The 23,893-nt window shown below is 37.2% G+C and carries 20 protein-coding genes; 12 read left to right on the top strand and 8 right to left on the bottom strand.

All coding sequences use genetic code 11. The features are described from left to right. Positions 1 to 87 precede the first annotated feature (87 nt). Positions 88 to 1,182, bottom strand: a complete 1,095-nt coding sequence (locus G7Y57_RS03505; protein WP_165020782.1) for a phosphotransferase enzyme family protein — start codon at positions 1,180 to 1,182, stop codon at positions 88 to 90. 400 nt (positions 1,183 to 1,582) lie between these two features. On the opposite strand from G7Y57_RS03505, the gene G7Y57_RS03500 reads away from it, so the two are divergent. The 12 genes from G7Y57_RS03500 (at position 1,583) to G7Y57_RS03445 (ending at position 11,807) form a co-directional block, all read left to right on the top strand. Next, positions 1,583 to 2,962 carry a Gfo/Idh/MocA family protein gene (locus G7Y57_RS03500; protein ID WP_165020781.1) on the top strand — a complete coding sequence of 460 codons (1,380 nt, stop codon included), beginning with the start codon at positions 1,583 to 1,585 and terminating at the stop codon, positions 2,960 to 2,962. A gap of 124 nt (positions 2,963 to 3,086) precedes the next feature. After that, entirely contained in the window at positions 3,087 to 3,686 is a 600-nt protein-coding gene (locus G7Y57_RS03495) for a riboflavin synthase (protein WP_165020780.1), read from the top strand. Between the two features lie 11 nt (positions 3,687 to 3,697). Beyond that, complete coding sequence (locus tag G7Y57_RS03490) at positions 3,698 to 4,243, top strand: nitroreductase family protein (RefSeq protein WP_165020779.1); 546 nt, start codon at positions 3,698 to 3,700, stop codon at positions 4,241 to 4,243. A gap of 15 nt (positions 4,244 to 4,258) precedes the next feature. Continuing rightward, positions 4,259 to 4,876, top strand: a complete 618-nt coding sequence (locus G7Y57_RS03485; protein ID WP_165020778.1) for a DUF2238 domain-containing protein — start codon at positions 4,259 to 4,261, stop codon at positions 4,874 to 4,876. 11 nt (positions 4,877 to 4,887) lie between these two features. After that, the gene (locus G7Y57_RS03480) at positions 4,888 to 5,814 is read left to right on the top strand and encodes a DMT family transporter (protein WP_165020777.1); all 927 of its coding nucleotides are present in this window, start codon (positions 4,888 to 4,890) and stop codon (positions 5,812 to 5,814) included. 80 nt (positions 5,815 to 5,894) lie between these two features. After that, on the top strand, positions 5,895 to 6,404 hold the full coding sequence (locus G7Y57_RS03475; protein WP_165020776.1) for a hypothetical protein: 510 nt from the start codon (positions 5,895 to 5,897) through the stop codon (positions 6,402 to 6,404). Between the two features lie 25 nt (positions 6,405 to 6,429). Next, complete coding sequence (mnmA, locus tag G7Y57_RS03470; RefSeq protein ID WP_165020775.1) at positions 6,430 to 7,503, top strand: tRNA 2-thiouridine(34) synthase MnmA; 1,074 nt, start codon at positions 6,430 to 6,432, stop codon at positions 7,501 to 7,503. A 34-nt stretch (positions 7,504 to 7,537) separates the two neighbouring features. Beyond that, positions 7,538 to 8,173 (top strand): trimeric intracellular cation channel family protein, encoded by a 636-nt coding sequence (locus tag G7Y57_RS03465; protein ID WP_165020774.1) that lies wholly within the window; start codon positions 7,538 to 7,540, stop codon positions 8,171 to 8,173. Positions 8,174 to 8,200: 27 nt separating this feature from the next. Further along, the gene (locus G7Y57_RS03460) at positions 8,201 to 8,974 is read left to right on the top strand and encodes an endonuclease/exonuclease/phosphatase family protein (protein WP_165020773.1); all 774 of its coding nucleotides are present in this window, start codon (positions 8,201 to 8,203) and stop codon (positions 8,972 to 8,974) included. Between the two features lie 127 nt (positions 8,975 to 9,101). Then, positions 9,102 to 9,734: a peroxiredoxin gene (locus G7Y57_RS03455; protein ID WP_165020772.1), complete on the top strand. Its 633-nt coding sequence runs from the start codon at positions 9,102 to 9,104 to the stop codon at positions 9,732 to 9,734. Between the two features lie 163 nt (positions 9,735 to 9,897). After that, positions 9,898 to 11,079, top strand: coding sequence for a MalY/PatB family protein (locus G7Y57_RS03450; RefSeq protein WP_165020771.1), 1,182 nt, complete (start codon positions 9,898 to 9,900; stop codon positions 11,077 to 11,079). A 122-nt stretch (positions 11,080 to 11,201) separates the two neighbouring features. Further along, entirely contained in the window at positions 11,202 to 11,807 is a 606-nt protein-coding gene (locus tag G7Y57_RS03445) for a peptidylprolyl isomerase (protein ID WP_165020770.1), read from the top strand. Positions 11,808 to 11,940: 133 nt separating this feature from the next. Here G7Y57_RS03445 and serB read toward each other — a convergent pair whose 3' ends face one another. From serB to feoB, 7 genes are all read right to left on the bottom strand, one after another. After that, the gene (serB, locus tag G7Y57_RS03440) at positions 11,941 to 13,161 is read right to left on the bottom strand and encodes a phosphoserine phosphatase SerB (RefSeq protein WP_165020769.1); all 1,221 of its coding nucleotides are present in this window, start codon (positions 13,159 to 13,161) and stop codon (positions 11,941 to 11,943) included. Between the two features lie 31 nt (positions 13,162 to 13,192). Further along, complete coding sequence (argH, locus tag G7Y57_RS03435; RefSeq protein ID WP_165020768.1) at positions 13,193 to 14,530, bottom strand: argininosuccinate lyase; 1,338 nt, start codon at positions 14,528 to 14,530, stop codon at positions 13,193 to 13,195. After that, on the bottom strand, positions 14,531 to 14,971 hold the full coding sequence (locus G7Y57_RS03430) for an SRPBCC family protein (protein ID WP_165020767.1): 441 nt from the start codon (positions 14,969 to 14,971) through the stop codon (positions 14,531 to 14,533). 9 nt (positions 14,972 to 14,980) lie between these two features. Next, positions 14,981 to 15,610 (bottom strand): orotate phosphoribosyltransferase, encoded by a 630-nt coding sequence (gene pyrE, locus G7Y57_RS03425; protein ID WP_165020766.1) that lies wholly within the window; start codon positions 15,608 to 15,610, stop codon positions 14,981 to 14,983. A gap of 747 nt (positions 15,611 to 16,357) precedes the next feature. After that, the gene (locus G7Y57_RS03420; protein ID WP_165020765.1) at positions 16,358 to 17,776 is read right to left on the bottom strand and encodes a RagB/SusD family nutrient uptake outer membrane protein; all 1,419 of its coding nucleotides are present in this window, start codon (positions 17,774 to 17,776) and stop codon (positions 16,358 to 16,360) included. A 21-nt stretch (positions 17,777 to 17,797) separates the two neighbouring features. Next, positions 17,798 to 20,890, bottom strand: coding sequence for a SusC/RagA family TonB-linked outer membrane protein (locus tag G7Y57_RS03415; RefSeq protein WP_165020764.1), 3,093 nt, complete (start codon positions 20,888 to 20,890; stop codon positions 17,798 to 17,800). A 391-nt stretch (positions 20,891 to 21,281) separates the two neighbouring features. Next, positions 21,282 to 23,762 carry a ferrous iron transport protein B gene (gene feoB, locus G7Y57_RS03410; RefSeq protein ID WP_165020763.1) on the bottom strand — a complete coding sequence of 827 codons (2,481 nt, stop codon included), beginning with the start codon at positions 23,760 to 23,762 and terminating at the stop codon, positions 21,282 to 21,284. Positions 23,763 to 23,893 lie beyond the last annotated feature (131 nt).

The raw sequence follows: 23,893 nt of genomic DNA, 5'->3' as shown, positions 1-23,893 counted from the left end.
ACTAATTGCGGTTGAAATTTTCAGCCACAAAGATAAAAATTTTTTATGATATAACGGTGAGTAAAATACTAAGCCTCTCAACAATCACTATTTCATCTGACTGATAAGTTTCTGTATTGTATCGCACATCGCACTATAGTTTTCCTCTATCGATAATAATAATTTATACTGGGCACGTGTTCGCACTAAATTATGAGTCTCATTTTTAACTTTATAATAATTATCTCCATCAATGTAATCCATTAAGAATCTTAGCATCTGTTCGAAAGTAATATATTTTGCAGAAAAAGCCATGTTATCAATTTCAGCAGGTGTTAAGAACTTAATAGCTTCTGACAGATAGCCTTTGGTATATCCTTCGAAGATATCCATTTTGAGATAAACATTATCTAAATTCTCATCATCTTCCATTCCGGCATTCGTATACGATCTTATAGCATCACCATAGTCATTAAGACAAATACTACTCAACACTGTATCTAAATCGATTATACATAAAACATTACCCTGCTTATCAAATAGAATATTACTTATTTTGGTATCATTATGAGTAATACGTGTCGGTATTTCGCCCGATTCTGCCTTTGCCCAGAAATTGAGCATCTCCTCACGACGGCTTTCTATCCAAGCGATTTCCTTTTCTACCTGCGATTTTCTATTTACAGCATCCCTCTTCAGCACCTCGTCCCATTGGTTGAAACGGTAACGCATATTATGAAAGCCGGGTAGTATATCTGCCAATGGCTCTTTCATATCAGCAAGCATTGCCTGAAACTTACCTATTCCTTTCCCCCCTTGCTCTGCTAATTCGGGAGAATCGGCCACATGATAAGTAACTGTATCTTCAATAAACAAGCAAGCAGCCCAGTACTCGCCATTCTCGTCTTTATAATAAAGCTTACCATCTTTAGTAGGAGTTACAGTCAGCGCTTCACGCAAAACATCTCCGCCCTGTTCTGCTATTTTCTCCTTCAGATGGGTTGTTACTTTATAGATATTCTCCATCATGGCAGGTATATCCGTAAATATATTCTTGTTCTTCTGTTGCAGTATATAATTAGGAGCCTCCCCTTTTGTAGTTACAAAGAATGTTTCATTGATTAATCCTTCGCCCAGCGGCTTTATTTCTTCGACAATACCATCGAATGCAAATTGTTCTCCTATTTTCAAAAGTGTTTCCATGTATATATTTTTGATAATTAGATTTGTATCTATAAGTTAGGAATATGATTTAAGGCTCTATTTTATACTTCAAATAGTAATAAAAGATTTCCAACCCTAAATATAAGAAAAAAACCACTAATTAAATTCTTTAATCTAACTTGCCATTCCGAAACGAAGTGAGGGATCTCTAGTGCAGCCTATTACGAAGAGAGCCAGATCCTCCTTTCAGTTCGGGATGACAGGAACAAATATTATAGCAACCCTTACTTTCATTCTTCGGCATCACAAGCAAATCAACAAGCAACAAATGAAGCCGCACTGATCGAATTTATAACAACTTTAAGCAGCCTCTAACCTTAAACATTAAATTAAAAATATTAAATTTACAGTTCAACTTAAATCTTACAATAGTATTAGCATGAAAAAGTATTATTTTTTTACCTTCTTTTTAGTATTGATCTTACTCATTCCATCGTTTGTCTCAGCACAAATAATACGCACCCCTGTGCCCAATCGCCCTGCCGGACAAAAAGACGTATTACAACTTAAAACCGACCCCATCCCTACTGTTCGTGTTGCCTTTATTGGTTTGGGTATGCGTGGTCCGGGAGCTGTAAATAGAATGTCTCATATACCCGGAGTAGAGATTGTGGCATTATGTGATGTCTTGGAAAAGAATACGAAATCAGTCAATGAAATGCTTGAAAAACGAGGGCTACCTAAAGCAAAAGAATTCTACGGTGATACGACTATCTGGCGCCAGGTAACAGCTTTGCCCGATGTCGACTTGATATATATAGCTACAGATTGGAAAAACCATGCTAAGATAGGCATACAAGCGATGAAAGATGGTAAGCATGTTGCCATCGAAGTACCTGCTGCAATGACAATGCAGGAAATCTGGGATTTGATAGATACCTCCGAAAAAACTCGTAAACATTGTATGCAGCTGGAGAATTGTGTTTACGATTTCTTCGAACTTACCACATTAAACATGGCTCAACAGGGGCTCTTCGGTGAAATATTGCATGGTGAGGGTGCCTACATTCACGGATTACAACCGTTCTGGAGTGAGTATTGGGACAACTGGCGTATGGATTATAATCAAAACCATCGTGGCGATGTATATCCTACTCATGGTTTAGGCCCTGTTTGTCAGGCAATGAATATTCATCGCGGCGACAAGTTGAACTATTTGGTGTCTATGGATACAAAAGCCGTAGGAAATCCCACTTACATAAAAGAAAAAACAGGAAAAGATGTGAAAAACTTCCGCAATGGCGATCATACGATGACTATGATACGCACCGAGAACGGTAAAACTATTCAAATACAACACGATGTAACATCGCCTCGCCCCTACAACCGAATGTATCAAATATCGGGAACTAAAGGATTTGCAAATAAATATCCGGTGCAAGGTTTCGCCCTAGATTCTAAAGAAATAGGTACAGATGTTACTCCAAATCACGAAAACCTGAATGCTCATAGTTTCGTTCCCGACGAAGTAAGAGTAGCTTTGATGGAAAAATATAAACATCCTATTGTTAGAGAAATAGAAGAAAAAGCAAAACAAGTAGGCGGACATGGTGGAATGGATTTTGTGATGGACTATAGAATGATCTATTGCCTTCAGAAAGGTCTGCCTCTAGATATGGATGTATATGATTTGGCGGAGTGGTGCTGCCTGATTCCGTTAACAGAGATATCTCTCGATAATAATTCATCTCCGGTAGAAATCCCCGATTTCACAAGAGGCGGATGGAATAAAATTAAAGGATTGACGTTTGCAGAATAAATATACTGCATAGTAAATTAAGAATAAGATAAGGAGATTCTGAATTCTCAAAATCTCCTTATTCTATAAATAAATCAGTACCTTTGTACTCTAAATAATTTTATAAACTAAAAAATATAAAGACATGTTTTCAGGTATTATAGAAGATGCGGCAACAGTAGTTTCATTGCGTAAAGAAGCAGAAAATTTACATCTGACAATGAAATGTTCGTTTGTAAACGAATTGAAAATCGACCAAAGCGTAGCTCATAATGGTGTTTGTCTGACAGTTGTTAGTCTGGATGATGATACATATACTGTAACAGCTATAAAAGAGACACTGGATCGTTCTAATCTTGGCATCCTAAAAGTTGGCGACAAGGTTAATCTTGAACGCAGCATGCTTATGAATGGTCGTCTCGACGGACACATCGTTCAAGGACATGTCGATCAGACAGCTAAATGCCTCAAAGTAGAAGAAACTGATGGTAGCTGGTCTTTTGTATTTCAATATGAATTCGATCGTGAAATGGCTAAGAAAGGTTATCTGACTGTTGATAAAGGTTCGGTTACAGTGAATGGCGTTAGCTTGACTGTATGCAATCCGACGAACGACACTTTCGAAGTAGCTATAATTCCTTATACATACGAACATACCAACTTCCACCAAATAAAAGAAGGTACACTCGTAAATATCGAATTTGATATTATAGGTAAATACATCAGTCGTATTACACAACTATAACAGCTTAGAATATGGATTTTTACGAACTGGTAAAGCAACGCCAAAGTACTCGTGCCTTCGATACGGAAAGAATGGTAGACCGAGAAATCATCGCGCGTATTCTCGAAGCCGGTCGCTTATCTCCATCTGCATGCAATGCTCAACCATGGCATTTTATTGTAGTAGACGAACCTGATTTAACGAATAAAGTTGCAGACGCAACTTCGGCACGTTTGCTGGGCATGAATCATTTTACAAAACAAGCACCTGTGCATATTATTGTGGTGGAAGAAAAAGTAAATTTCAGTTCGGGAATCGGTGGACTAGTAAAAGATAAGCACTTCGCTTTTCTTGATATAGGTATAGCAACAGCTCATATCTGCCTCGCAGCAGAATCCGAAGGTTTAGGTAGTTGTATTCTGGGCTGGTTTAAAGAATCGAAGGTAAAAGAGCTACTAAATATACCAAAGAATAAACGGGTGGTGCTCGACATTATTATCGGTTACCCAGCACAACCCCTACGTGAGAAACGACGTAAGTCGTCAGAAGAGGTTATTTCATTCAATACATATCAATAAGACTACATTTTATTTATGGAAAAGAAATACGGAGTATTCTTGCTGATATTTCTAGTTGTTGCTATCTGGTCGGGTTACCAATCTTTCGATCCTGTTCTTTGGTGGCTCGAAGCTGGTATGTGCGTAGCAGGCTTAATTGTTCTTATTGCAACATTTAAGCGATTCAGATTTACCGATATGACCTATGCCTTTATTCTTCTGCATATGATCATATTACTGATAGGTGCGCATTATTCTTATGCAAAGGTTCCTGCTTTCGACTGGCTGAAAGAAATGTTCGATTCGAGCCGAAATAACTATGACAAAGTAGGTCATTTTGCGCAAGGTTTTATTCCGGCTATGATTGCCCGTGAACTATTGATACGCTTAAACGTTATTCGTAAGAAATCGTGGTTACCTTTTCTTGTAGTATGTATTTGTCTTAGCATAAGTGCATTTTACGAATTGATAGAATGGTGGGTTGCCGTTTTGTCTAACGATGGAGCAGACGATTTTCTGGGAACACAAGGATATGAGTGGGACACACAGTCCGATATGTTATGCGCCCTGATTGGAGCAATTTGTATGTTAATAACACTCTCCAAAGTACAAGATAAGCAAATAGAAAAAATAACAACTAAAAGCGAAGAGTAATCTTTAACACAATGCAATTATCATCTAAACAACAAGGGCATCTTATTATGCTTATTGTGATGTGTGTATTCGGCTTAAATATACCTGTCAATAAATACTTTTATTCAACAGGACTACTTTCCCCGATGGCCGTTACAGTGTTAAGAATGTCATTCGGTTCGATAGCCTTCTGGATCACCTCTCTCTTTATGCCTAAAGAAAAGGTAGATAAAAAAGATTTGTTGATTTTACTTTTAGGAGGTCTTTGCGGAATGGCTATAAACCAAGGACTTTTTGCTTATGGGCTGGGGCGTACGTCTCCAGTAGACGCATCTATTATCACAACCAGCGGACCTTTATTCGCTATGATAATAGCAGCTGTTGTGTTAAAGGAGCCTATAACCACTAAAAAAGTCAGTGGCGTATTACTTGGTGGAATCGGAGCTATATTTCTTGTATACACCAGTCATAATGGAGCAGCAGGACAAGAAGGTGATGCTTTAGGCAATATATCTATTGCAAGCGCTTCTTTTTTCTATGCGTTCTATCTGGTAATTACCCGACCGCTATCTGCCAAATATTCCCCAATAACGATGATGAAATGGATGTTTCTGTTTTCGGCTCTTGTTCTTGCTCCATTTGGCTACAAAGATGCAATCGAAGCTCCTCTATTTCATCAATCGGAAGTTATTCCATACATCCTGATTGCATTCACATTATTTGGAGCCACCTTTTTTACATACATGATGATACCACTGGCTCAACGACGAATAAGAGCAACAACTATTTCGATGTACAATAATGTACAGCCATTAGTGGCTTCGGCAGTTGCGGTATTCATGGGAATGGATAAGTTCACAATTGAGAAATTGATAGCCAGCATCCTAATTTTTGGAGGTGTCTATATGGTCACCCAAAGTAAATCGAAAGCCGATATAGAAACGGAAGCCGCTCGCTAGAATAAATTGTTTGTGACTACAAATAGAGCATATAAGAAAAAATAATACGTACTTTTGTCCTCTCTCTTAATTATATACAGATGAAAAAAATAGGAATTGCACTACTACTGATCTTATTACCTTTAGTTTGCTCTGCTCAGTTTATTGGAGTGGGGGCACAATATGCCGACGCAAAAAACAGAGGAAATGATTTTCAGTTTGCAGCCAGTTTGTCTTTTCCGACCTGGCACAAAAAAAATCCCATGAATACATTTATATCCAGCGGGATAGATTATACCGGAGGTAGCTCTCCTGTAGCGGGATTAAATATTAAGCCGATACAAATAAATTCGTTTTTGAGCGAATCGTTATTTAATAATAATCCATATACAATATTGGTTGGCTGTGATGCAGGCTATTTGTTTAATTTCAAAAATGGCAAAGATGGTGTAGTTATTACACCCAATATATATTTAGATTATAAATTCTTTTTCGTTAAAGCCGGATACGATTTTAATGTAACAGGTAATGAGCAACAATTTTTTGTTCGCGCAGGCCTAAGCTTTGGTATGGGCAGTTTCAAATCGTATGCTAAAACGGAAATTTGGTAATAAGCATTTTAGAGGATAATAAAGAATGAAAATAGCAGCGTTAGTATCGGGAGGGGTAGATAGTTCGGTAGTTGTACACCAACTTAAAGAACAAGGCTACGATCCCACGATATTTTACATACGAATAGGAATGGAGGACGAACAAGGTTATATTGATTGTCCTGCCGAAGAAGATATAGAAATAACAACCTATATAGCAAAAAAATATGGTTGTAAGATGGAAGTTGTGTCTTTACACGAAGAATATTGGGAGAATGTAGTGAACTACACGATCGATGCTGTGAAGCGTGGATTGACCCCAAATCCTGATATGATGTGTAACAAAATGATTAAATTCGGTTGTTTCGAACAAAAATGGGGACACGAATTTGACAAAATAGCAACAGGTCATTATGCCACGACAACCGAACTGAATGGAAAAACATGGCTATCGACAGCCAAAGACCATGTAAAAGACCAAACTTACTTTCTCGGACAAATAGATTATCTGCAAGCATCTAAATTGATGTTCCCGATAGGTAATTTATTGAAGAGTGAGGTACGGGCTATAGCCGCACAGCAATCCCTCCCATCGGCTCAGCGAAAAGACAGTCAAGGTATCTGCTTCTTGGGAAAGATTAATTATAACGATTTTATCCGTCGCTATTTAGGTGAGCGTCCCGGAAAAATAGTAGACTTAGAGACAGGAGAGGTTATAGGAAAGCACAACGGATATTGGTTTCACACCATTGGGCAACGTAAAGGACTCGGCTTAAGTGGCGGACCTTGGTTTGTTATAAAGAAAGATACTAAACGTAATATCATATATGTGTCTAATGGCTATGATCCCGAAACGCAGTATGGCAAAGTTGTCAATCTGGCCGGATTTTCATTTATTACAGAAGATATATGGGGCAATTTCGAAGGCTCTCGCGATATTACATTTAAAGTACGTCATACACCCGAATTTACAAAAGGAAGGATTGAAAAAATAGGAGATATTTATCGTATTTATTCCGATGAAAAGATACAAGGGATTGCTTCCGGACAGTTTGGTGTAGTATATGATGCCGAATCAAAATTATGCCTGGGTAGTGGCATGATCGCCAATGATGAGTAAATAATTTATACGATCTCATATTTTTTTGCTAAATATGCATCTTTTCGAAAACTTTCAGCAGATAGAACTTGTTGATATAATTGAGTTCTTAGGAACTATAGCATTTGCCATAAGTGGCGTCCGTCTAGCTTCGGCTAAACGATTCGATTGGTTCGGTGCTATAGTAGTGGGATTTGTTACGGCTGTAGGAGGAGGAACACTCCGTGATTTGCTCTTGGATGTGCCCATCTTTTGGATGAAATCGAGTATATACATATGGTGTACTCTTCTAGCATTTGTAATAGTTCTTTGTTTTCGTCGTTATCTTATACACATGAATAATGCCATTTTCTGGTTCGACTGTATCGGTTTAGGTTTATTTGTAGTGGTAGGATACGAAAAGGCTCTGATGCTCGATTATCCATATTGGGTATGTATTTTTATGGGAGTGATTACAGGAATTGTGGGAGGTATTACACGGGACATATTGATTAACGAGATACCTATTATTTTCACACAAGAACTTTATGCAGTGGCTTGTATTATAGGTGGAGTTATATTCAGCGCCCTTCATTTCTTCAATGTAGACCTCGCTATCTGTGAAATAGTAACAGCTGTATCAATTGTTGCTATTCGCATATTAGCCACTAAATTCCGCTGGACACTTCCGATAGTGAAAGGAGAAGAATAGATCGAAATTATTTTAATTGATTATATTATGAAGAGATTATTTTGTTTACTTGTTATATCTAGCCTTACAGCTTCAATTTATTTGAACGCACAAGAAGGTCAGAATGCTATTACGACTACTATTATGTCGTACAATATAAGAAACGGCCTGGGTATGGATCAGACTACAGATCTGCACCGCATAGCAGATGTAATCAACCATGTATTACCCAATGTAGTAGTACTGCAAGAGGTAGACAGTGTAACAGGACGAAATAATAAATTCGTATTAGAAGAACTCGGAGCACTTACAGACATGTACTATGTATATGCACCTGCGATCAAGTTTGATGGAGGTAAATATGGCATCGGACTATTATCCGGAGACTTACCCCAAGAATTTACTTCTGTTTCACTTCCGGGACGTGAAGAAGAGCGAGTTTTATTAATTGCAGAATTCGAAAAGTATGTAGTATTCTGCACACATTTATCTCTTACTCCCGAAGATCAATTAGCTTCTATTCCAATCATAAAAGAAGAAATGGCTAAAATAGAAAGTGGAAAACCGATATTTTTCGCTGGCGATCTCAATGCTCTGCCAGAATCAGAAACTATTAGTGCTTTAAAAAGTGACTTCAGCATACTGGGAGATACCAAAACCTGCACTTTCCCTGCTGATAAACCAGTTCAGTGTCTCGATTATATAATGGTCGCACCTAACGATAATGTAGTGAAACAAAAATTCAGTTTCGTTTACGACGAGCCTATTGCATCTGATCACCGTCCGGTAGTTGTGGGTGTAGGATTTCTTGAAAAAGAATAATTCATTACATAAACAAAATTGATATTAACATAATAAATATCTATTCGGTTTATTAGGTTTCTTGATTTCTAGCGTTTATCTTTGTAGTAGAAATTTAAGTAACATATAACTAAAACAACAATTTATTATGTCAGTATTAGTAGGAAAAAAAGCTCCTGTATTTAAGACAAATGCAGTAATCAACGGAAATGAAATAGTAGAAGGATTTTCTTTGGAACAATTCAAAGGAAAGAAATATGTAGTATTTTTCTTCTACCCAGCGGATTTTACATTCGTTTGCCCAACTGAAATTATTGCATTCCAAGAAAAAATAGCAGAATTCGAATCTCGTGGAGTAGCTGTTGTAGGCGCTTCTACAGACTCGGCATTCGCCCATTGGAAATGGCTCCAAACTGAACAAAACGATGGTGGTATCAAAGGAGTTAAATTCCCTCTTGTTGCTGACCAAACATTAATGATCTCTTCGGCTTACGATGTATTAGCAGGTCGTTTCGATTATAATGACGAAGGTGAAGATATCTTCGAAGGTGCGCCTCAGGCATATCGTGGTCTTTTCCTAATCGATAAAGAAGGAATAGTTCGTCATCAAGTAGTGAATGACATGCCTCTAGGTCGTAGTGTAGAAGAAGCTCTTCGTGTAATCGATGCTCTTCAATTTGTAGAAGAACATGGTGAAGTTTGCCCTGCAAACTGGAAAAAAGGAGACAAAGCTCTTAAAGCAACACAAGAAGGTATATCTGATTACCTTGCTCACAAATAATAGAATACCCTTGTTTATAAAAGTATCTTAGAATAATTTAGTATAAGAAAGCTATAGTCAATAAGACTATGGCTTTTTTATATTTAAACCTTCGTTGGGGAACAATCCCATATATTATTTTTCATACCTTTGTAGTCAAGATTTAAAATTCAACATAATAGATATGCCAAAACATAATTTTGATGAGATTATTGACCGCAGAGGAACAGGTGCTATAAAAACAGATGTACTAAAAGAACGCTATGGACGCGAAGACCTGATATCATTGTGGGTTGCCGATATGGATTTCCTTTCTCCCCCTGCTGTGCAAGAAGCTATTATTGAGAGAGCTCAACATGCTATCTTTGGCTACACGCATCCTAAGCAATCATACTATGATGCTATAATCAATTGGGTCGAAAGAAATCACGATTGGAAAATTGAGCAGGAATGGTTGAGCTATATCCCCGGAATTGTAAAGGGCATTGCTTTTGTTATCGATTGCTTTATTGCCCGTGATCAGAAGGTTATTATTCAACCGCCGGTATATCATCCGTTCCGCATCATCCCTACGATGCATCATCGTACAGTTGTCGACAATCAACTTATTCTGGAAGCAGGACAATATAAAATGGACTTGAAAGGATTACAGAAAGCAATTGACCTGCAATGTAAATTACTTATTCTTTGCAATCCTCACAATCCCGGTGGTCGTGTATGGACTCGCCAAGAATTAGCTGATATAGCAGAAATCTGTTACGACAATAATATACTTGTTATCTCTGACGAAATACATTGCGATCTGACCCACGAGAACAATAAGCATATTCCATTTGCCACCGTATCTGAAAAAGCTGCACAAAACAGCATTACATTTATGGCTCCAAGTAAAACGTTTAACATAGCAGGAATCGTCAGTTCATATTCAATTATCCCAAATAAAGCATTAAGAGATAAATTTCATGCCTACCTTATAAGCAGTGAGCTAAACGAAGGTCATTTATTTGTTTATCCGGCAACTGAAGCAGCTTACAATCGTGGCGAAGAATGGTTGAGTGAAGCCAAAGACTACATCTGGAAAAATATATGTTTTGTCGATGAATATATGAAACAGCATATACCACAGATAAAGGTTATGAAACCGGAAGCATCGTTCTTGATCTGGCTCGACTGTAAGGCATTGAAGCTGTCTCAGGCAGATCTTGTATCGTTATTCGTAAATGATGCCAAATTGGCATTAAACGATGGAATGATGTTTGGTGCCGGTGGAGAAGGATATATGCGAATGAATGTAGGAACACCACGCTCTATAATTGAGAAGGCATTGAATAATCTTAAAAAAGCAGTTGAAGCGAAACAAATCTAAACCCCGAATTGTTTAATAGGCAGTTGGATTTTAAATTTGAGGCACGATTATTGCTTTACGATATAAAATAAAAAAAGACCTTTATAAGGTCAATTAATTCATTAAAAACAAAACAAATAAAGATGAAAATTTCTACAAATAAATTTGTCTCTTTATCTTACGATTTAAACGTAGGTGAAGGTGAAGAGCGTGAATTGATGGAAAGAGCAACAGTTGAAGCACCACTAGAATTTATCTTTGGTACAGGATCTATGCTTGAAGCATTCGAGAAAAACGTGGACGGATTAGCCGAAGGTGATTCTTTCAATTTCGTGCTTACTCCTGAACAAGCATATGGTGAATATGACGACGAACACATTGTAGATCTTCCCCGCAATATTTTCGAAGTAGATGGTGTATTGAACGAAGAAGTTATTTTCGAAGGCAATACAGTTCCTATGATGGATACAAATGGAAACCGCCTGAACGGTTCAGTTGTAGAAGTTAAAGAAGATGTGGTTGTTATGGACTTCAATCACCCGTTAGCTGGCGAAACATTAAACTTCTCCGGCAATGTTCTTTCAGTAAGAGAATCTACTCCTGAAGAAATTGCTGCATTATTTGCACCTCAAGGTGGAGGATGTGGATGCGGTTCTGGATGTGGATGTGGCGACGGTGAAGAAGAAGCTGCCGGTTGTGGCTGTGGCTCATCAGAGGGTGGCGGTTGCGGTTCTGGATGCAGTTGCTAATCCAATAACGTATATATCTGGAATGATTGACATAAATTATTGAAATCATTAAAAGGGTGTTTAAATAAAAAAAGTGTAGTGAAATTAATTCACTACACTTTTTATTTATATCAAATTGAAAATATATTCCAGTTTATTCTTCGCCTACCAGCATAGAATCCCTATAACCAAGGAAATAAAGAATACCATCAAGCCCTACAGTAGACAATGATTGCTTTGCATTCTCTTTCACTTTTGGTTTCGCATGGAAAGCAATGCCCAATCCGGCAATACCCAGCATAGGTAAATCATTAGCTCCATCACCCACAGCAACGGTTTGGCGTATATCTACTTTTTCTACCTGCGCTAATAAACGTAATAATTCGGCTTTTCTTTTTCCATCGACAATATCCCCGACATAATTACCTGTAAGTTTGCCATTTTCTATATCCAGTTCGTTAGCATATACGTAGTCGAAACCATATTTCTCCTTCAGATAATTCCCGAAATATGTGAACCCACCTGAAAGAATTGCAATTTTATAGCCACTCTTTTTCAGTATCCGGATCAAACGCGTCATACCCTCTGTTATAGGAAGATTCTCTGCTATCTCTTTCATCACCGATTCATCTAAGCCCTTCAATAAGCCCACACGTTTCTTAAAGCTTTCCGAGAAATCTATTTCTCCACGCATAGCTGCTTCAGTAATAGCTTTCACCTGATCTCCTACTCCTGCTCGTTCTGCCAGCTCGTCGATAACCTCAGTTTGGATCAGGGTCGAATCCATATCAAAACAGATCAGACGACGCATACGGCGATACATAGATTCTTCTTGAAAAGCGATATCTATTCCTTGCTGACTTGCCAAGCTCATAAAGTCTTCCTTTACGATCTTTTCATCGATTAATGTACCTCTGATTGATAATTCTATGCAAGACCTGCTGGAACGTTCCAATTCTTCGAGAGGTATACGTCCTGTCAGTCGGGATATTTTTTCAATATTCAATTTATATTTTTGTGCAACTTGCGCAGCTGCCGATATGTGCTCTGCTGAAAGAGAGCGACCAAGAAGAGTTATTATATATCGGTTCTTAACCCCTTGCAATTGAACCCATCTACAGTAAGCATCTTTTGTAATAGGTGAGAAACGGATCACAACACCAATTTCAGTAGCCTTGAATAGCAAGTCCTTAATGACCTCACCGGCATTAGAAGCTTCGAACATCATTGCTAACGACAAAGAATGATGTATATTGGCTTGACCTATATCAAGAATGTTTGCTTTATGCTTAGCCAGTACAGCTGTTAAAGCCGCCGTAACACCCGGTTTATCCTCTCCGGATAAGCTAGCCAATATGATTTCTGAAGTATCCATAGGAAAGAGGATTTGAATATTATCGTTATTATTATATAGAGTTAAGTAGCCGATTTTCCGCTGAAGCAATCTTATCAAACTCGAATTGATCGATAACACGTTGTTTCATCAAGTTGATTTCATCGTTGCATAGGTTTCCGATACTACCTTCGTGTGTATGATGTACTTTTTTATTATGTTGAAAGTTCCCTTCTTCTATTTCCAAACCTACTTTTTTATAAGCATCACGAAAAGGAACACCTTCGAGTACAAGACGATTTACTTCTTCTACACTGAAAATGTATAAGTATTTATCATCATCAAGTATATTTTCATTTATCTTCACTTCGCTCATCATACGCGTTACCATTTGCAAACAATCATTCATTTCCTCAAATGATGGAATGAACAACTCTTTGATTATCTGCAAATCGCGAAAATATCCGGAAGGAAGATTATTTGTAATCAGTGTAATTTGATTTGGTAACCCTTGTATTTTATTACATTTAGCCCTTGTCAATTCAAATACATCGGGGTTCTTTTTATGAGGCATGATACTCGACCCTGTAGTATATTCGTCAGGCAATTTGATAAAACTGAAATTCTGACTATTAAACATACATGCATCGAATGCCAATTTGGATAGTGTAGCAGCAATGCTCGCAATAGCAAAAGAAACTATACGTTCCATTTTGCCTCGTCCCATTTGAGCGTACACAACATTATAATTCATAGAATCGAAACCAAGCAAATCAGTCGTCATCTGACGATTGAGAGGAAAAGATGAGCCATAACCGGCCGCTGATCCTAATGGATTTCGATTACATATTTTGTATGCAGCTTGCAACAGTTGCAAATCATCGACCAGACTTTCGGCATACGCACCAAACCACAAACCAAATGAAGAAGGCATAGCTATCTGCAAATGAGTGTAACCCGGCATCAAAACATCTTTATATTTCTGACTTTGGTGTAAAAGTACATCAACCAAGCTAGATACGGAATTAACTAGCAAATGTATCTGATCGCGTGTGAAAAGCTTCAGATCGACTAGAACCTGATCGTTACGGGAACGTCCGCTGTGAATTTTTTTTCCTATATCACCCAATTTACGGGTGAGCATCAATTCTACCTGAGAGTGTACATCTTCAATACCTTCTTCTATACTAAATTTGCCATCGACAGCAATTTGATAGATATCTTTTAATCCTTTCAACAAAACCGAGAGTTCTTCTTTTGTAAGTAGACCTATCGATTCTAGCATCGTAATATGAGCCATAGATCCTAGAACATCGTACGGTGCCAGATAGATATCCATTTCTCGATCACGTCCTACTGTGTAAGTTTCAACATCTTTGTTGACTTGTACGCTTTTCTCCCAAAGTTTCATTTATTCGATTGTTCCTTGATTTAAAATAGTATCATATGGCAGCGTTGCCAATAAATCAGCAACTTTATCCAATCCTTGTTGTAATGGTTTTGAAACCATCGGCTTCAAAAACGGGCTAAGCTCTGCTTTAATTGTCAGCTTCAACTTTGTTTCATTCTCAGACGAAGCCTTTAATTGGATCCACATATTCACACCAAAAGGGACTTGTTCTGCTTCGAACTTAATAGTTGAATTAGGTTCTCTGCTGACAACAACAAATCTAACTTTCCCTACCGGATCTACAGATACCGTACATGAATCTTTATCGAATGTAAACTCTTTAATTTTATCTTGAGGCATTCTATCTTTTGCAAGCTCCAGATTATTTAAATCTGAAAGCACTGTGTAAACATCCACATCTGAATGCGGAATGGTTTTTATCTCACTTGTAAATTCTGCCATCAATAAATTTTATTTCCAATCAGCTGGCGCTTTTCGCCATTCTTGCAATGTTTCTAAATCAGATTCAGCTATATAATCGATGCGCAATGCTTCATCGAGAATTGCATCATAATCGGTTAGTGTGATTAATTTTACTTTGGCTTGTTCGAACCTCTCGGTTGCAATAGGAAAACCATAAGTGAAGTTAGCAACCATACCTATTACTTCTGAACCATCTTTACGAATTACATCTACTGCTTTTAAACTACTAGTTCCCGTAGATACTAAGTCTTCTACAACTACTACTTTACTGCCTAACTTCAGATCACCTTCGATCAGATTCTCCAAACCATGATCTTTAGGTGTTGCGCGTATATAAACAAATGGCAAACCTAAAGCATCGGCAACCAATGCTCCCGGAGCAATTGCACCTGTAGCAACTCCTGCAATGGCATCAACATCAGGAAAATTCTCTATAATAAGACGGCTCAATTCTATTTTAAGAAATGTGCGTACTTTAGGATAAGAAATTAGCTTTCTATTATCGCAATAAATAGGTGACTTCCAGCCTGATGCCCAAGTAAAAGGATTAGCCGGTTGTAGCTTAACAGCTTTGATACTAAGAAGCTTTTCTGCAGTTATTTTTTCTAACGTTTCCATGGTTCCAAAGAATAATAATATTTTTGATACAAAGATACATATTCTATAGGTAGTATAAAATAAAATTAAGATTTAAAAAGATAAGAATTATACTGTTTGGTATTTTCCAGTTAAGAGCAGATTCTTTGTGAAAAAATATGAACTTCAGAACGTATGTTGATGTCTTATATACTAAGTAGGTGCAAAACAAAAGCAGGCCGTCTTTTCAGACAACCTGCCCGTATAGAAAAGCCGCATTGATGGATATAGCCGAAACTCCTAAAAACAGGATTTGAGTGCCTTGATACCTTTGTAATCCACTGCGCAAAGCAACCCGAAGGTGTGGCCCGCCATTAGAACCAAGTGCTTGTCTCGGTAGTTGTATTCATTGATGAGTTTCCCAATCGATCAATACGACTTAAGCTTTTTCTTTTCCTTAATTCAAATGTATATAGAATATTTTGAAAGAACAAATGAATTTAGACTATTTTACTTTTTTTATTAGTACTACATCCACAATTAGAACATCCACAATTACCCTTTTGTTCATTCTTCGAAAAGAAGAATCCATATACTTTATATATAACTAACAGAGCAACAATGACTCCTATTATAATAACAATTATTTCCTGCATTGTATTGTAATTTTATATAACAAAGATATGTATGATAAAGAGAATAATGGGTTAAATTGGTTTAAAAGATACAAAAAACGGCAGAATCACTTGATTCTGCCGTTTTATTTATATAATTAAGGAGTTACATTCATCAATGTGGTAGATTATCGATCCATCCATCATTTTGCTCAGAAACTCCTCCCGTCGCATTTATTTCGTCTGCAGGTAGCGGATAAACAAATTTAGCTACATCAAACAATCCTGCACCCGCAACATTTACAGTAATTTTACTATTAGTTCTTCTTGCTTCATACCATCTGTGACCTTCTTGGAAAAATTCACGGATTCTTTCCTCCTCAATAAACTTAAGTAAATCCGCCTTCGTCGAAGGCAAATCTGCAACTGTCTGAATAGCGGTATTACGTTTAGCTGTATATAATAAAGCAGTTTTTGCAGGAGCTATCTGATCTAAACGGGCTTGTGATTCCGCAATAATCAAATACATTTCTGATTTTCTGAAAACCGGAATATTACTTGTCGATGATGAAGATGGCAAACCGTCAAACTTCTTCGGGTGAGTTCCCGAAATCAAGCCAAGTCGTATATCCGTACTCTTAAAGTAAGACTTTAGAGTCGAGCTTATTGCAGCCCTATAAGTATCATATAATGTATTCAAAGAGTTAGCAGAAAGGTTATCTGCCTCAGTTTTAGATATAGTAAAAATATCTTCATCTGTTATTGCTACTGACGACCACATTTTTATATAAAATTCATTTGACACATCACCCGATGACCTTAAGTCAATCGCTTTCTGTGCTGCTACAATAGCTTTGGCATATCGCCCCATATAAAGATGTACGCGAGCCTCTAAAGCATAAATAGCAGCTTCATTAAAGAAAAACTGATTTATACTTGCCTTCGTGCCATCATCAAGCTTATTCAAATATTCTTTTGCATTCGCTATATCATTCAATATTTGTATATACACCTCTTCTACTGTAGCTCTCTTAATATCTTCAAAAGGCAATAATGCCTTTTTCAATACCGGAACCCCTATTTGGGTATTATTACCTCCAGCCTGATAAGGAAGTCCATATAAATTTACAAGTGTAAAATAAGATAATGCACTTAACGAATAAGATTGAGAAATTGCACTATATAAAGCCGGTTGATCTGATTCTCTGGCGCCTTTTTCCAAAAGGGCTTTTCCTCCCTCGATTGTTTTAAATGCACCGTCTACAACTTTATAACCATAATACCACATTTCCTTAAGATAGGTATCAGTTTCAGTAAAAGTATATGTACTGATTGTATAAAGATGTGACGTAGACGGGTTAGCAACTGAAATATCAGCTCCCATATCGCCTACAGCAACAACCGATCTTCCATAAAAACGATATGTACCCAGCGACCAATAAGCACCAACCATACCATTAGTAACATCCTGAGGTGTTGCATAAGCCTCTTCTGCCGGTATCTCCTGAAAGTTATCCACATCTAAAAAAGAATCACAAGATACTACAGACAGGGATAATGCAGCTATAAATATAAATTTAGATATTTTTTTCATTATCAATTTCTTTTAAAATAGTTAAAAACCTAAAGTCAACCCAAATAATACAGTTCTTGGAGTCGGATAGTTCCACCATTGGATACCATTTGCAGCAACACCAGAAGGGTCAAAACCTCTATAATTAGATTTTGCAAATGTATAAATATTGTCTGCATTCACGAACACTCTAGCGTTAGCAATCTTTGCCGACTTAAGTATTTCAGATGGTATATTATATCCGAATGCCAAAGCGCGGATTTTCAAAAAGTCTCCATCCATCAAGAACCTTGAAGAAGCAGCGTTCGAGTTACGGTCATCTAAAAACATCATACTAGGTACGTCTGTTATATCACCCGGTTTTTGCCATCTGTTATCATATACATATTTGGTAAATGTATCCCATGCACTACTTCCTACTTGTTCGTCATAGCGCAAATGGTTTCCATAAATTTTTCCTCCTAAAGAATAATTTAGTTGAAGTAACAAATCGAAATTTTTCCATCTCAGCGTTGTAGAAAAAGCTCCTTGTAAAGTGGGATTAGCATCACCCAATTCTCTTTTTGCAGCTCTAGCATAACTGGTTGTAGTCTCATCCCCTTCTGCATTTAAGTACCAAGTAGGGTTTCCTGTTTCTGGATCAACACCAGCCCATTCTTTCATTTTGAATGAATTAAGAGGACTACCGGCTTTTATGATGGTAGTAGCAGTCTCAATTGGAGCATCTGTACTTAATTTCTTAACCTCATTTTTATTTTTAGCAGCAGTCAAAAGAACACTCCAATCCAAATCTTTACTTCTGATTATATTAGCATTTAATGATACCTCAAATCCGTGATTAGATAATTCTCCGATATTCGTCAAATAATATTGTAATCCTGTGACCATAGATATAGGCACATTGAATACCATATCTGTTGTTTTATGATTATAGTAATCAACCTCAACTGTGAATCTTTTCAAGAAACTAAAATCAACTCCCACATTGAATTTATTGGTTTGCTCCCATTTCAAATCCGGATTTCCCCACTGTAGATGACCACTTCCGGGAAGACCATTATAATTACGGCCAAAATAATATAAATTACGTGATGCATAAAGAGGGCTATTATCTTCGACATTACTGTCTTGGCTTCCAACTTCCTGGTTACCTGTTGTTCCATAACTCATTCTCAATGTAGCATTATCAAGCCAACTTTCTGTTGCATCCTTCACTGCCTGTTCTTCTGTAAGTCTATATTTACCACCGACTGACCAAAATGAAGCCCATCTATGGTTCGAACCGAAACGAGAAGATCCGTCATATCTAAAACTACCAGAAAGATAGTATTTACTCATATAGTCATATTCTGCATTTGCAAAAAATGAAGCTAATGCCACATCATTCCGTGTAGTACTTGCAGTGCTTGGTACTGATGCTAGTTCAACTTCGGTCAAATAATCAACTGCATAGTTAGTAGCCTCCAAATAAGCCTCTTTCATACTAGTCTTTTGAATTTCCTGACCTAAAAGAACGTTAAGATGATGCTTCTCACCAAATGTTTTAGAGTAATTCAATGTATTAGTCCAAGTAATATAAAGATTTCTTGAGTTAGCATTTTCACCTAAACCTCTTATAGATGCTCCTTGTGGTTGAAGAAAAGACCAATATCCAAATTCATCTAAGAAATAGAGGTCAACACCTAATTTCGATTGAAATACCAAGTCTTTAGGCAGATATAATTGAACATAAGGAGATATCAACATTCGATATTGTTTTCCTTGAGTTTTATCTCCAAGTTCGCTACGTTGAGCAACTGGATTATAACCCGTCTGATTAAAAAACCAATCTCCCTTTTCATCTTTCACAGGATAAAGAGGAGACAATTGGTATGCCAAAGTAACTGGATCTGAAAAATATCCTCCTCCAGCACCCATATTAGTTTCGGTCAGTGATAAATTTGTATTAACACCAAATCTTACAAATTTAGAAGGTGCTTGATCTAAATTTAGACGAAGAGAGTAACGAGATAAATCCTTTCCTCTTATAAATGCTTCGTTTGATAAATAATTAAATGATAAAAAGTATTTTGCAGCAGTAGAAGATTCACCTCCACCTTGTATATCAAGACCATATTCTTGAACAAAGCCAGTTCTAGTTACTTCTTTAAACCAATCTGTATCTGTACCTGCAACAGCTTCAGAATCGTCATACAAAAACTGCCTCATACCTTCTGCTGTCAATGGATAATCATTCCCAAGATAATAAGCAGTACCGGAGTCAGCTCCATTTACTCTATAATCATTTTGCATTGATTCAACATACAATTCTGTATATTCTGCAGCATTTACAGTTTTATAATTTTTAGGTACACGAGGTCTGGCTTCATATCCCATTTTTGCAGTAAAGTTTACTGATGTACGGCCGCCCGAACCTCTTTTGGTTGTAATTACAATTACACCATTTGCAGCTCTCGCTCCATATATAGAAGTCGCTGTCGCATCTTTTAGCACTGTGATATTCTCGATATCCGAAGCATTCAGCGTAGATAAAGGGCTTATTTCTGACCCTTCACTTTTACGAATACCCATTGGATCTGCATTAATAGGCACACCATCTATTATATATAATGGCTGAGTACCTGAATTAATCGAATTGCGTCCACGAATGTATATATTAGCAGGAGCTCCTGGCTGTCCAGATGCAATATTCATCTGAAGTCCCGGTATTATACCATCCAATGCTTTTATCGGATTAGCATCAGTTCTAGAGGCAATGGTAGTAGCATCAAGCGAAGATGCAGCACCTGTAAATGCCCTCTTTTTTGTAACACCATATCCGGTAATTACTACTTCATCCAATAAAGCTGCATCCTCTTCCATGACAACTCTCATGTTTGGGGATACCGCTTCTTCTTTTGTCCTCATACCTATTATAGCGAAGACTAAGGTATTCCTATTAGCTGGCACGCTGATAGTAAAATTACCATCCACGTCAGTAATAGTTCCGACTGTTGTGTTTTTCACTACAACCGATGCACCAATAACAGCCTCTCCCATTTGGTCAACAACGACCCCAGAGACCTTTATTTGTGCCGCAATAAATCCTATACTTAAAAATAAGCAGGATAAAATCAACATCACTCTTTTTTTCATACAAACACTACTTTATATTAAAAATTAAAAACAACTTTCCCTAACACTTTGATATTATATTGAGTTTTTTTGCATTAGTTTGCTTAAGAAGTCACAAATTTATGCATTTTTCACCTAACAAACAAACTGAATTTAAAATATGCTAATATTATCAATTTGATACACAAACAGGCTATTTTAACACAACAAACAAGAAATAGCAAGGCAAAAATGGCAAAAAATATGACACAATGCTTCATTACTCTACACAAAACAGGATTACATTATAACAATACATCAAGGTTAGAGACCGTTAAAATACCTTTTAACACTTATTTCGTTCAAATTTGTTATAAAAAAATAGGGTGCAGCTTTTTACTACACCCTAATTATTATACTATGAGTTGATTAGTCAGAAGAGACTACCAATCTGAAAAACGGCAAATGATATGATCCAGGCTAAGCCCGTTGTATAGATAATACTGAATGCCCCCCATTTCCACGACCCGGATTCTTCTTTAATAGCCACGATCGTTGCCACACAAGGGAAGTATATCAAAACAAAGAGTAATAAACTCAGAACAACTAAAGGGGTAAACGTTAATGCTCCATCCGGTTGAACATCATTACTTATACGAGCCTTCAATGATTCCTGATTATCTGGATCACCGGTATAGAGAACACCTAAAGTACTAACAACAACCTCCTTGGCTGCCATACCTGAAAGCAAGCTTACACTTATCTTCCAATCAAACCCTAAAGGACGCATAACCGGTTCTACCGTTTTACCAATACGCCCGATATATGAATTCTCCTGATGTTCTATATTACGCAGATCTTCAATTTGCTCTATTTGATCATCTTTCTCTGTTTCACTTATCGTATTTTGATTGAATTGAGTTTCTACCAAAGCAATCTGGTTATCAAACTGGGTCTCTCTTTCTTCATTCTGAGGAAAATAACCTAAGAACCAGATAATAATGGAAGCAACCAAAATTACCCCTCCCATCTTTCTTAAATACTGTCTCGACTTATCCCACATATGTATTGATACAGAACGAACCGTAGGTATTCTGTAAGGCGGAAGTTCCATCACGAAAGGAGTATCCTCTTCAGGGAAGAGATATCTCTTAAATAGGCGAGCTGAGATGACAGCCAGCAAGATACCCACCACATAAAGACCAAAGAGAACAAGACTAGCGTATGATTTGAAGAAAACACCCACAAACAGCAGATACACTGGCAAACGGGCACTACACGACATAAACGGATTTATGAGCATTGTTATCATACGGCTATTGCGACTTTCTATAGTACGCGAAGCCAGTATAGCCGGGACATTACATCCGAATCCCATAACAAGTGGGATAAACGATTTGCCATGCAAGCCCATTTTATGCATCACCTTATCCATAATAAATGCTGCCCGAGCCATATAACCTGAGTCTTCCATAAAGGATATAAAGGCGTATAATATTAATATGTTAGGAAGAAATACGATAACACCACCAACTCCACCTATTATACCATCAACAATCAAATCTTTGAGCATGCCATCAGACATCACCCCTCGAACAAAGTTACCTAATAACTCGACACCGCTTTCGATCCACTCCATCGGATAGCCACCCAAACGGAATGTACATTCGAACATAACCCACATAAAGAAGAAGAATAACGGGAAGCCTAAGTATTTATGAGTAACTACGGCATCAATAAGACTTGTAGCATCCGATTCGTTCGTTTTTCCTTTTAAAGTTTCTTTCAGTCCTCCTGCCACAAAACCATACCGGGCATCGGTCAAGACTGATTCTGTATCTTCTTTTAATGTATCTTCTATATTTTTCACTTCAGCATCCCGAAGCGCAAACAATTCTTTATTATTCTGAAATGAGTTTACATATTTTTCGACATCCTTGTCCTTCTCCAATAATTTAACTGAAACATAGCGACGAGGAAAAAGCAACTTTATGTCTTTTAATTTCTCTAATTGAATATTCAGTTTACTTATAGCATTCTCTACCGTATTACCATAATATATATGCACGCGACGGACAATAGGTTCTTTATCTTCATAGATGCGAATAGCTGCATCGAACAATTCCCCTATGCCGACACCTGTTTTAGCAACAGTGGGAATCATCGGGATGCCTATCATTTTAGACAGCTTCTGATAATTAAATTCGCTACCACCCTGCTCCAACTCGTCGTACATATTAAGAGCAATCACCATAGGCACTTCCATATCTATCAACTCTGTAGTCAAATAGAGATTACGTTCCAGATTAGATGAAGCTACAATATTTATAACAACATCAGGTTTTTCTTCTACAATATGATTACGCACATAAAGCTCCTCCGGAGTATATGCTGACAATGAGTATGTACCAGGAAGGTCGACTATACGGAAAGTATATCCACCATGTTTAAACTTACCTTCTTTCGAATCGACTGTCACACCACCATAGTTACCTACATGTTCGTGGGCACCCGAAGCTATATTAAACAATGAAGTTTTACCTGCATTGGGATTACCAACGAGGGCTACAGTTATCACTTTTTTACTATTCGTCGTTTTTTTTGCGATCGGAGATATAGGTTCTTGCTCATCCGAAGTAGAGATATTAAAAGAATTATGAACTGACTTCACTTCTTCTTTCTTATTTATATCGGGATAAACAATTTCGATTAATCGAGCCTCACTTCTACGAAGTGATACCTCATAATCCATTATTTTATATTTGATGGGATCTTTAAGTGGCGCATTTAATATAACCTTGATAGTTTTACCCTTAATAAAACCCATCTCAAGGATACGTTTACGGAAGGCTCCGCTGCCATTCACTTTGACGATAATTCCCTTTTCACCTGTTTTTAAATCGGACAATAGCATGTCTACAAATTCCTTTTAATATTAGGTATGCAAAGATGAGTATTTTTTGTTACATATAAAGAATAAAAAGAAGTTTATTTAGAATGATTATAAAGAGTTGACGATAAAAGATATACCTGAAAGTGAAATAT

Origin of the sequence: Dysgonomonas sp. ZJ279, assembly GCF_011039205.1 — a bacterium.
GTDB lineage: Bacteria > Bacteroidota > Bacteroidia > Bacteroidales > Dysgonomonadaceae > Dysgonomonas.
The sequence above is the reverse complement of the archived record's forward strand: the minus strand, read 5'-3'. Positions and strand labels throughout refer to the sequence as shown.

What these genes read in the sequence shown, in the direction of transcription:
- G7Y57_RS03505 (WP_165020782.1), bottom strand. Translation starts at nt 1,182, where the DNA reads ATGGAAACACTTTTGAAAATAGGAGAACAATTTGCATTCGATGGTATT.
- G7Y57_RS03500 (WP_165020781.1), top strand. Translation starts at nt 1,583, where the DNA reads ATGAAAAAGTATTATTTTTTTACCTTCTTTTTAGTATTGATCTTACTC.
- G7Y57_RS03495 (WP_165020780.1), top strand. Translation starts at nt 3,087, where the DNA reads ATGTTTTCAGGTATTATAGAAGATGCGGCAACAGTAGTTTCATTGCGT.
- G7Y57_RS03490 (WP_165020779.1), top strand. Translation starts at nt 3,698, where the DNA reads ATGGATTTTTACGAACTGGTAAAGCAACGCCAAAGTACTCGTGCCTTC.
- G7Y57_RS03485 (WP_165020778.1), top strand. Translation starts at nt 4,259, where the DNA reads ATGGAAAAGAAATACGGAGTATTCTTGCTGATATTTCTAGTTGTTGCT.
- G7Y57_RS03480 (WP_165020777.1), top strand. Translation starts at nt 4,888, where the DNA reads ATGCAATTATCATCTAAACAACAAGGGCATCTTATTATGCTTATTGTG.
- G7Y57_RS03475 (WP_165020776.1), top strand. Translation starts at nt 5,895, where the DNA reads ATGAAAAAAATAGGAATTGCACTACTACTGATCTTATTACCTTTAGTT.
- mnmA (WP_165020775.1), top strand. Translation starts at nt 6,430, where the DNA reads ATGAAAATAGCAGCGTTAGTATCGGGAGGGGTAGATAGTTCGGTAGTT.
- G7Y57_RS03465 (WP_165020774.1), top strand. Translation starts at nt 7,538, where the DNA reads ATGCATCTTTTCGAAAACTTTCAGCAGATAGAACTTGTTGATATAATT.
- G7Y57_RS03460 (WP_165020773.1), top strand. Translation starts at nt 8,201, where the DNA reads ATGAAGAGATTATTTTGTTTACTTGTTATATCTAGCCTTACAGCTTCA.
- G7Y57_RS03455 (WP_165020772.1), top strand. Translation starts at nt 9,102, where the DNA reads ATGTCAGTATTAGTAGGAAAAAAAGCTCCTGTATTTAAGACAAATGCA.
- G7Y57_RS03450 (WP_165020771.1), top strand. Translation starts at nt 9,898, where the DNA reads ATGCCAAAACATAATTTTGATGAGATTATTGACCGCAGAGGAACAGGT.
- G7Y57_RS03445 (WP_165020770.1), top strand. Translation starts at nt 11,202, where the DNA reads ATGAAAATTTCTACAAATAAATTTGTCTCTTTATCTTACGATTTAAAC.
- serB (WP_165020769.1), bottom strand. Translation starts at nt 13,161, where the DNA reads ATGGATACTTCAGAAATCATATTGGCTAGCTTATCCGGAGAGGATAAA.
- argH (WP_165020768.1), bottom strand. Translation starts at nt 14,530, where the DNA reads ATGAAACTTTGGGAGAAAAGCGTACAAGTCAACAAAGATGTTGAAACT.
- G7Y57_RS03430 (WP_165020767.1), bottom strand. Translation starts at nt 14,971, where the DNA reads ATGGCAGAATTTACAAGTGAGATAAAAACCATTCCGCATTCAGATGTG.
- pyrE (WP_165020766.1), bottom strand. Translation starts at nt 15,610, where the DNA reads ATGGAAACGTTAGAAAAAATAACTGCAGAAAAGCTTCTTAGTATCAAA.
- G7Y57_RS03420 (WP_165020765.1), bottom strand. Translation starts at nt 17,776, where the DNA reads ATGAAAAAAATATCTAAATTTATATTTATAGCTGCATTATCCCTGTCT.
- G7Y57_RS03415 (WP_165020764.1), bottom strand. Translation starts at nt 20,890, where the DNA reads ATGAAAAAAAGAGTGATGTTGATTTTATCCTGCTTATTTTTAAGTATA.
- feoB (WP_165020763.1), bottom strand. Translation starts at nt 23,762, where the DNA reads ATGCTATTGTCCGATTTAAAAACAGGTGAAAAGGGAATTATCGTCAAA.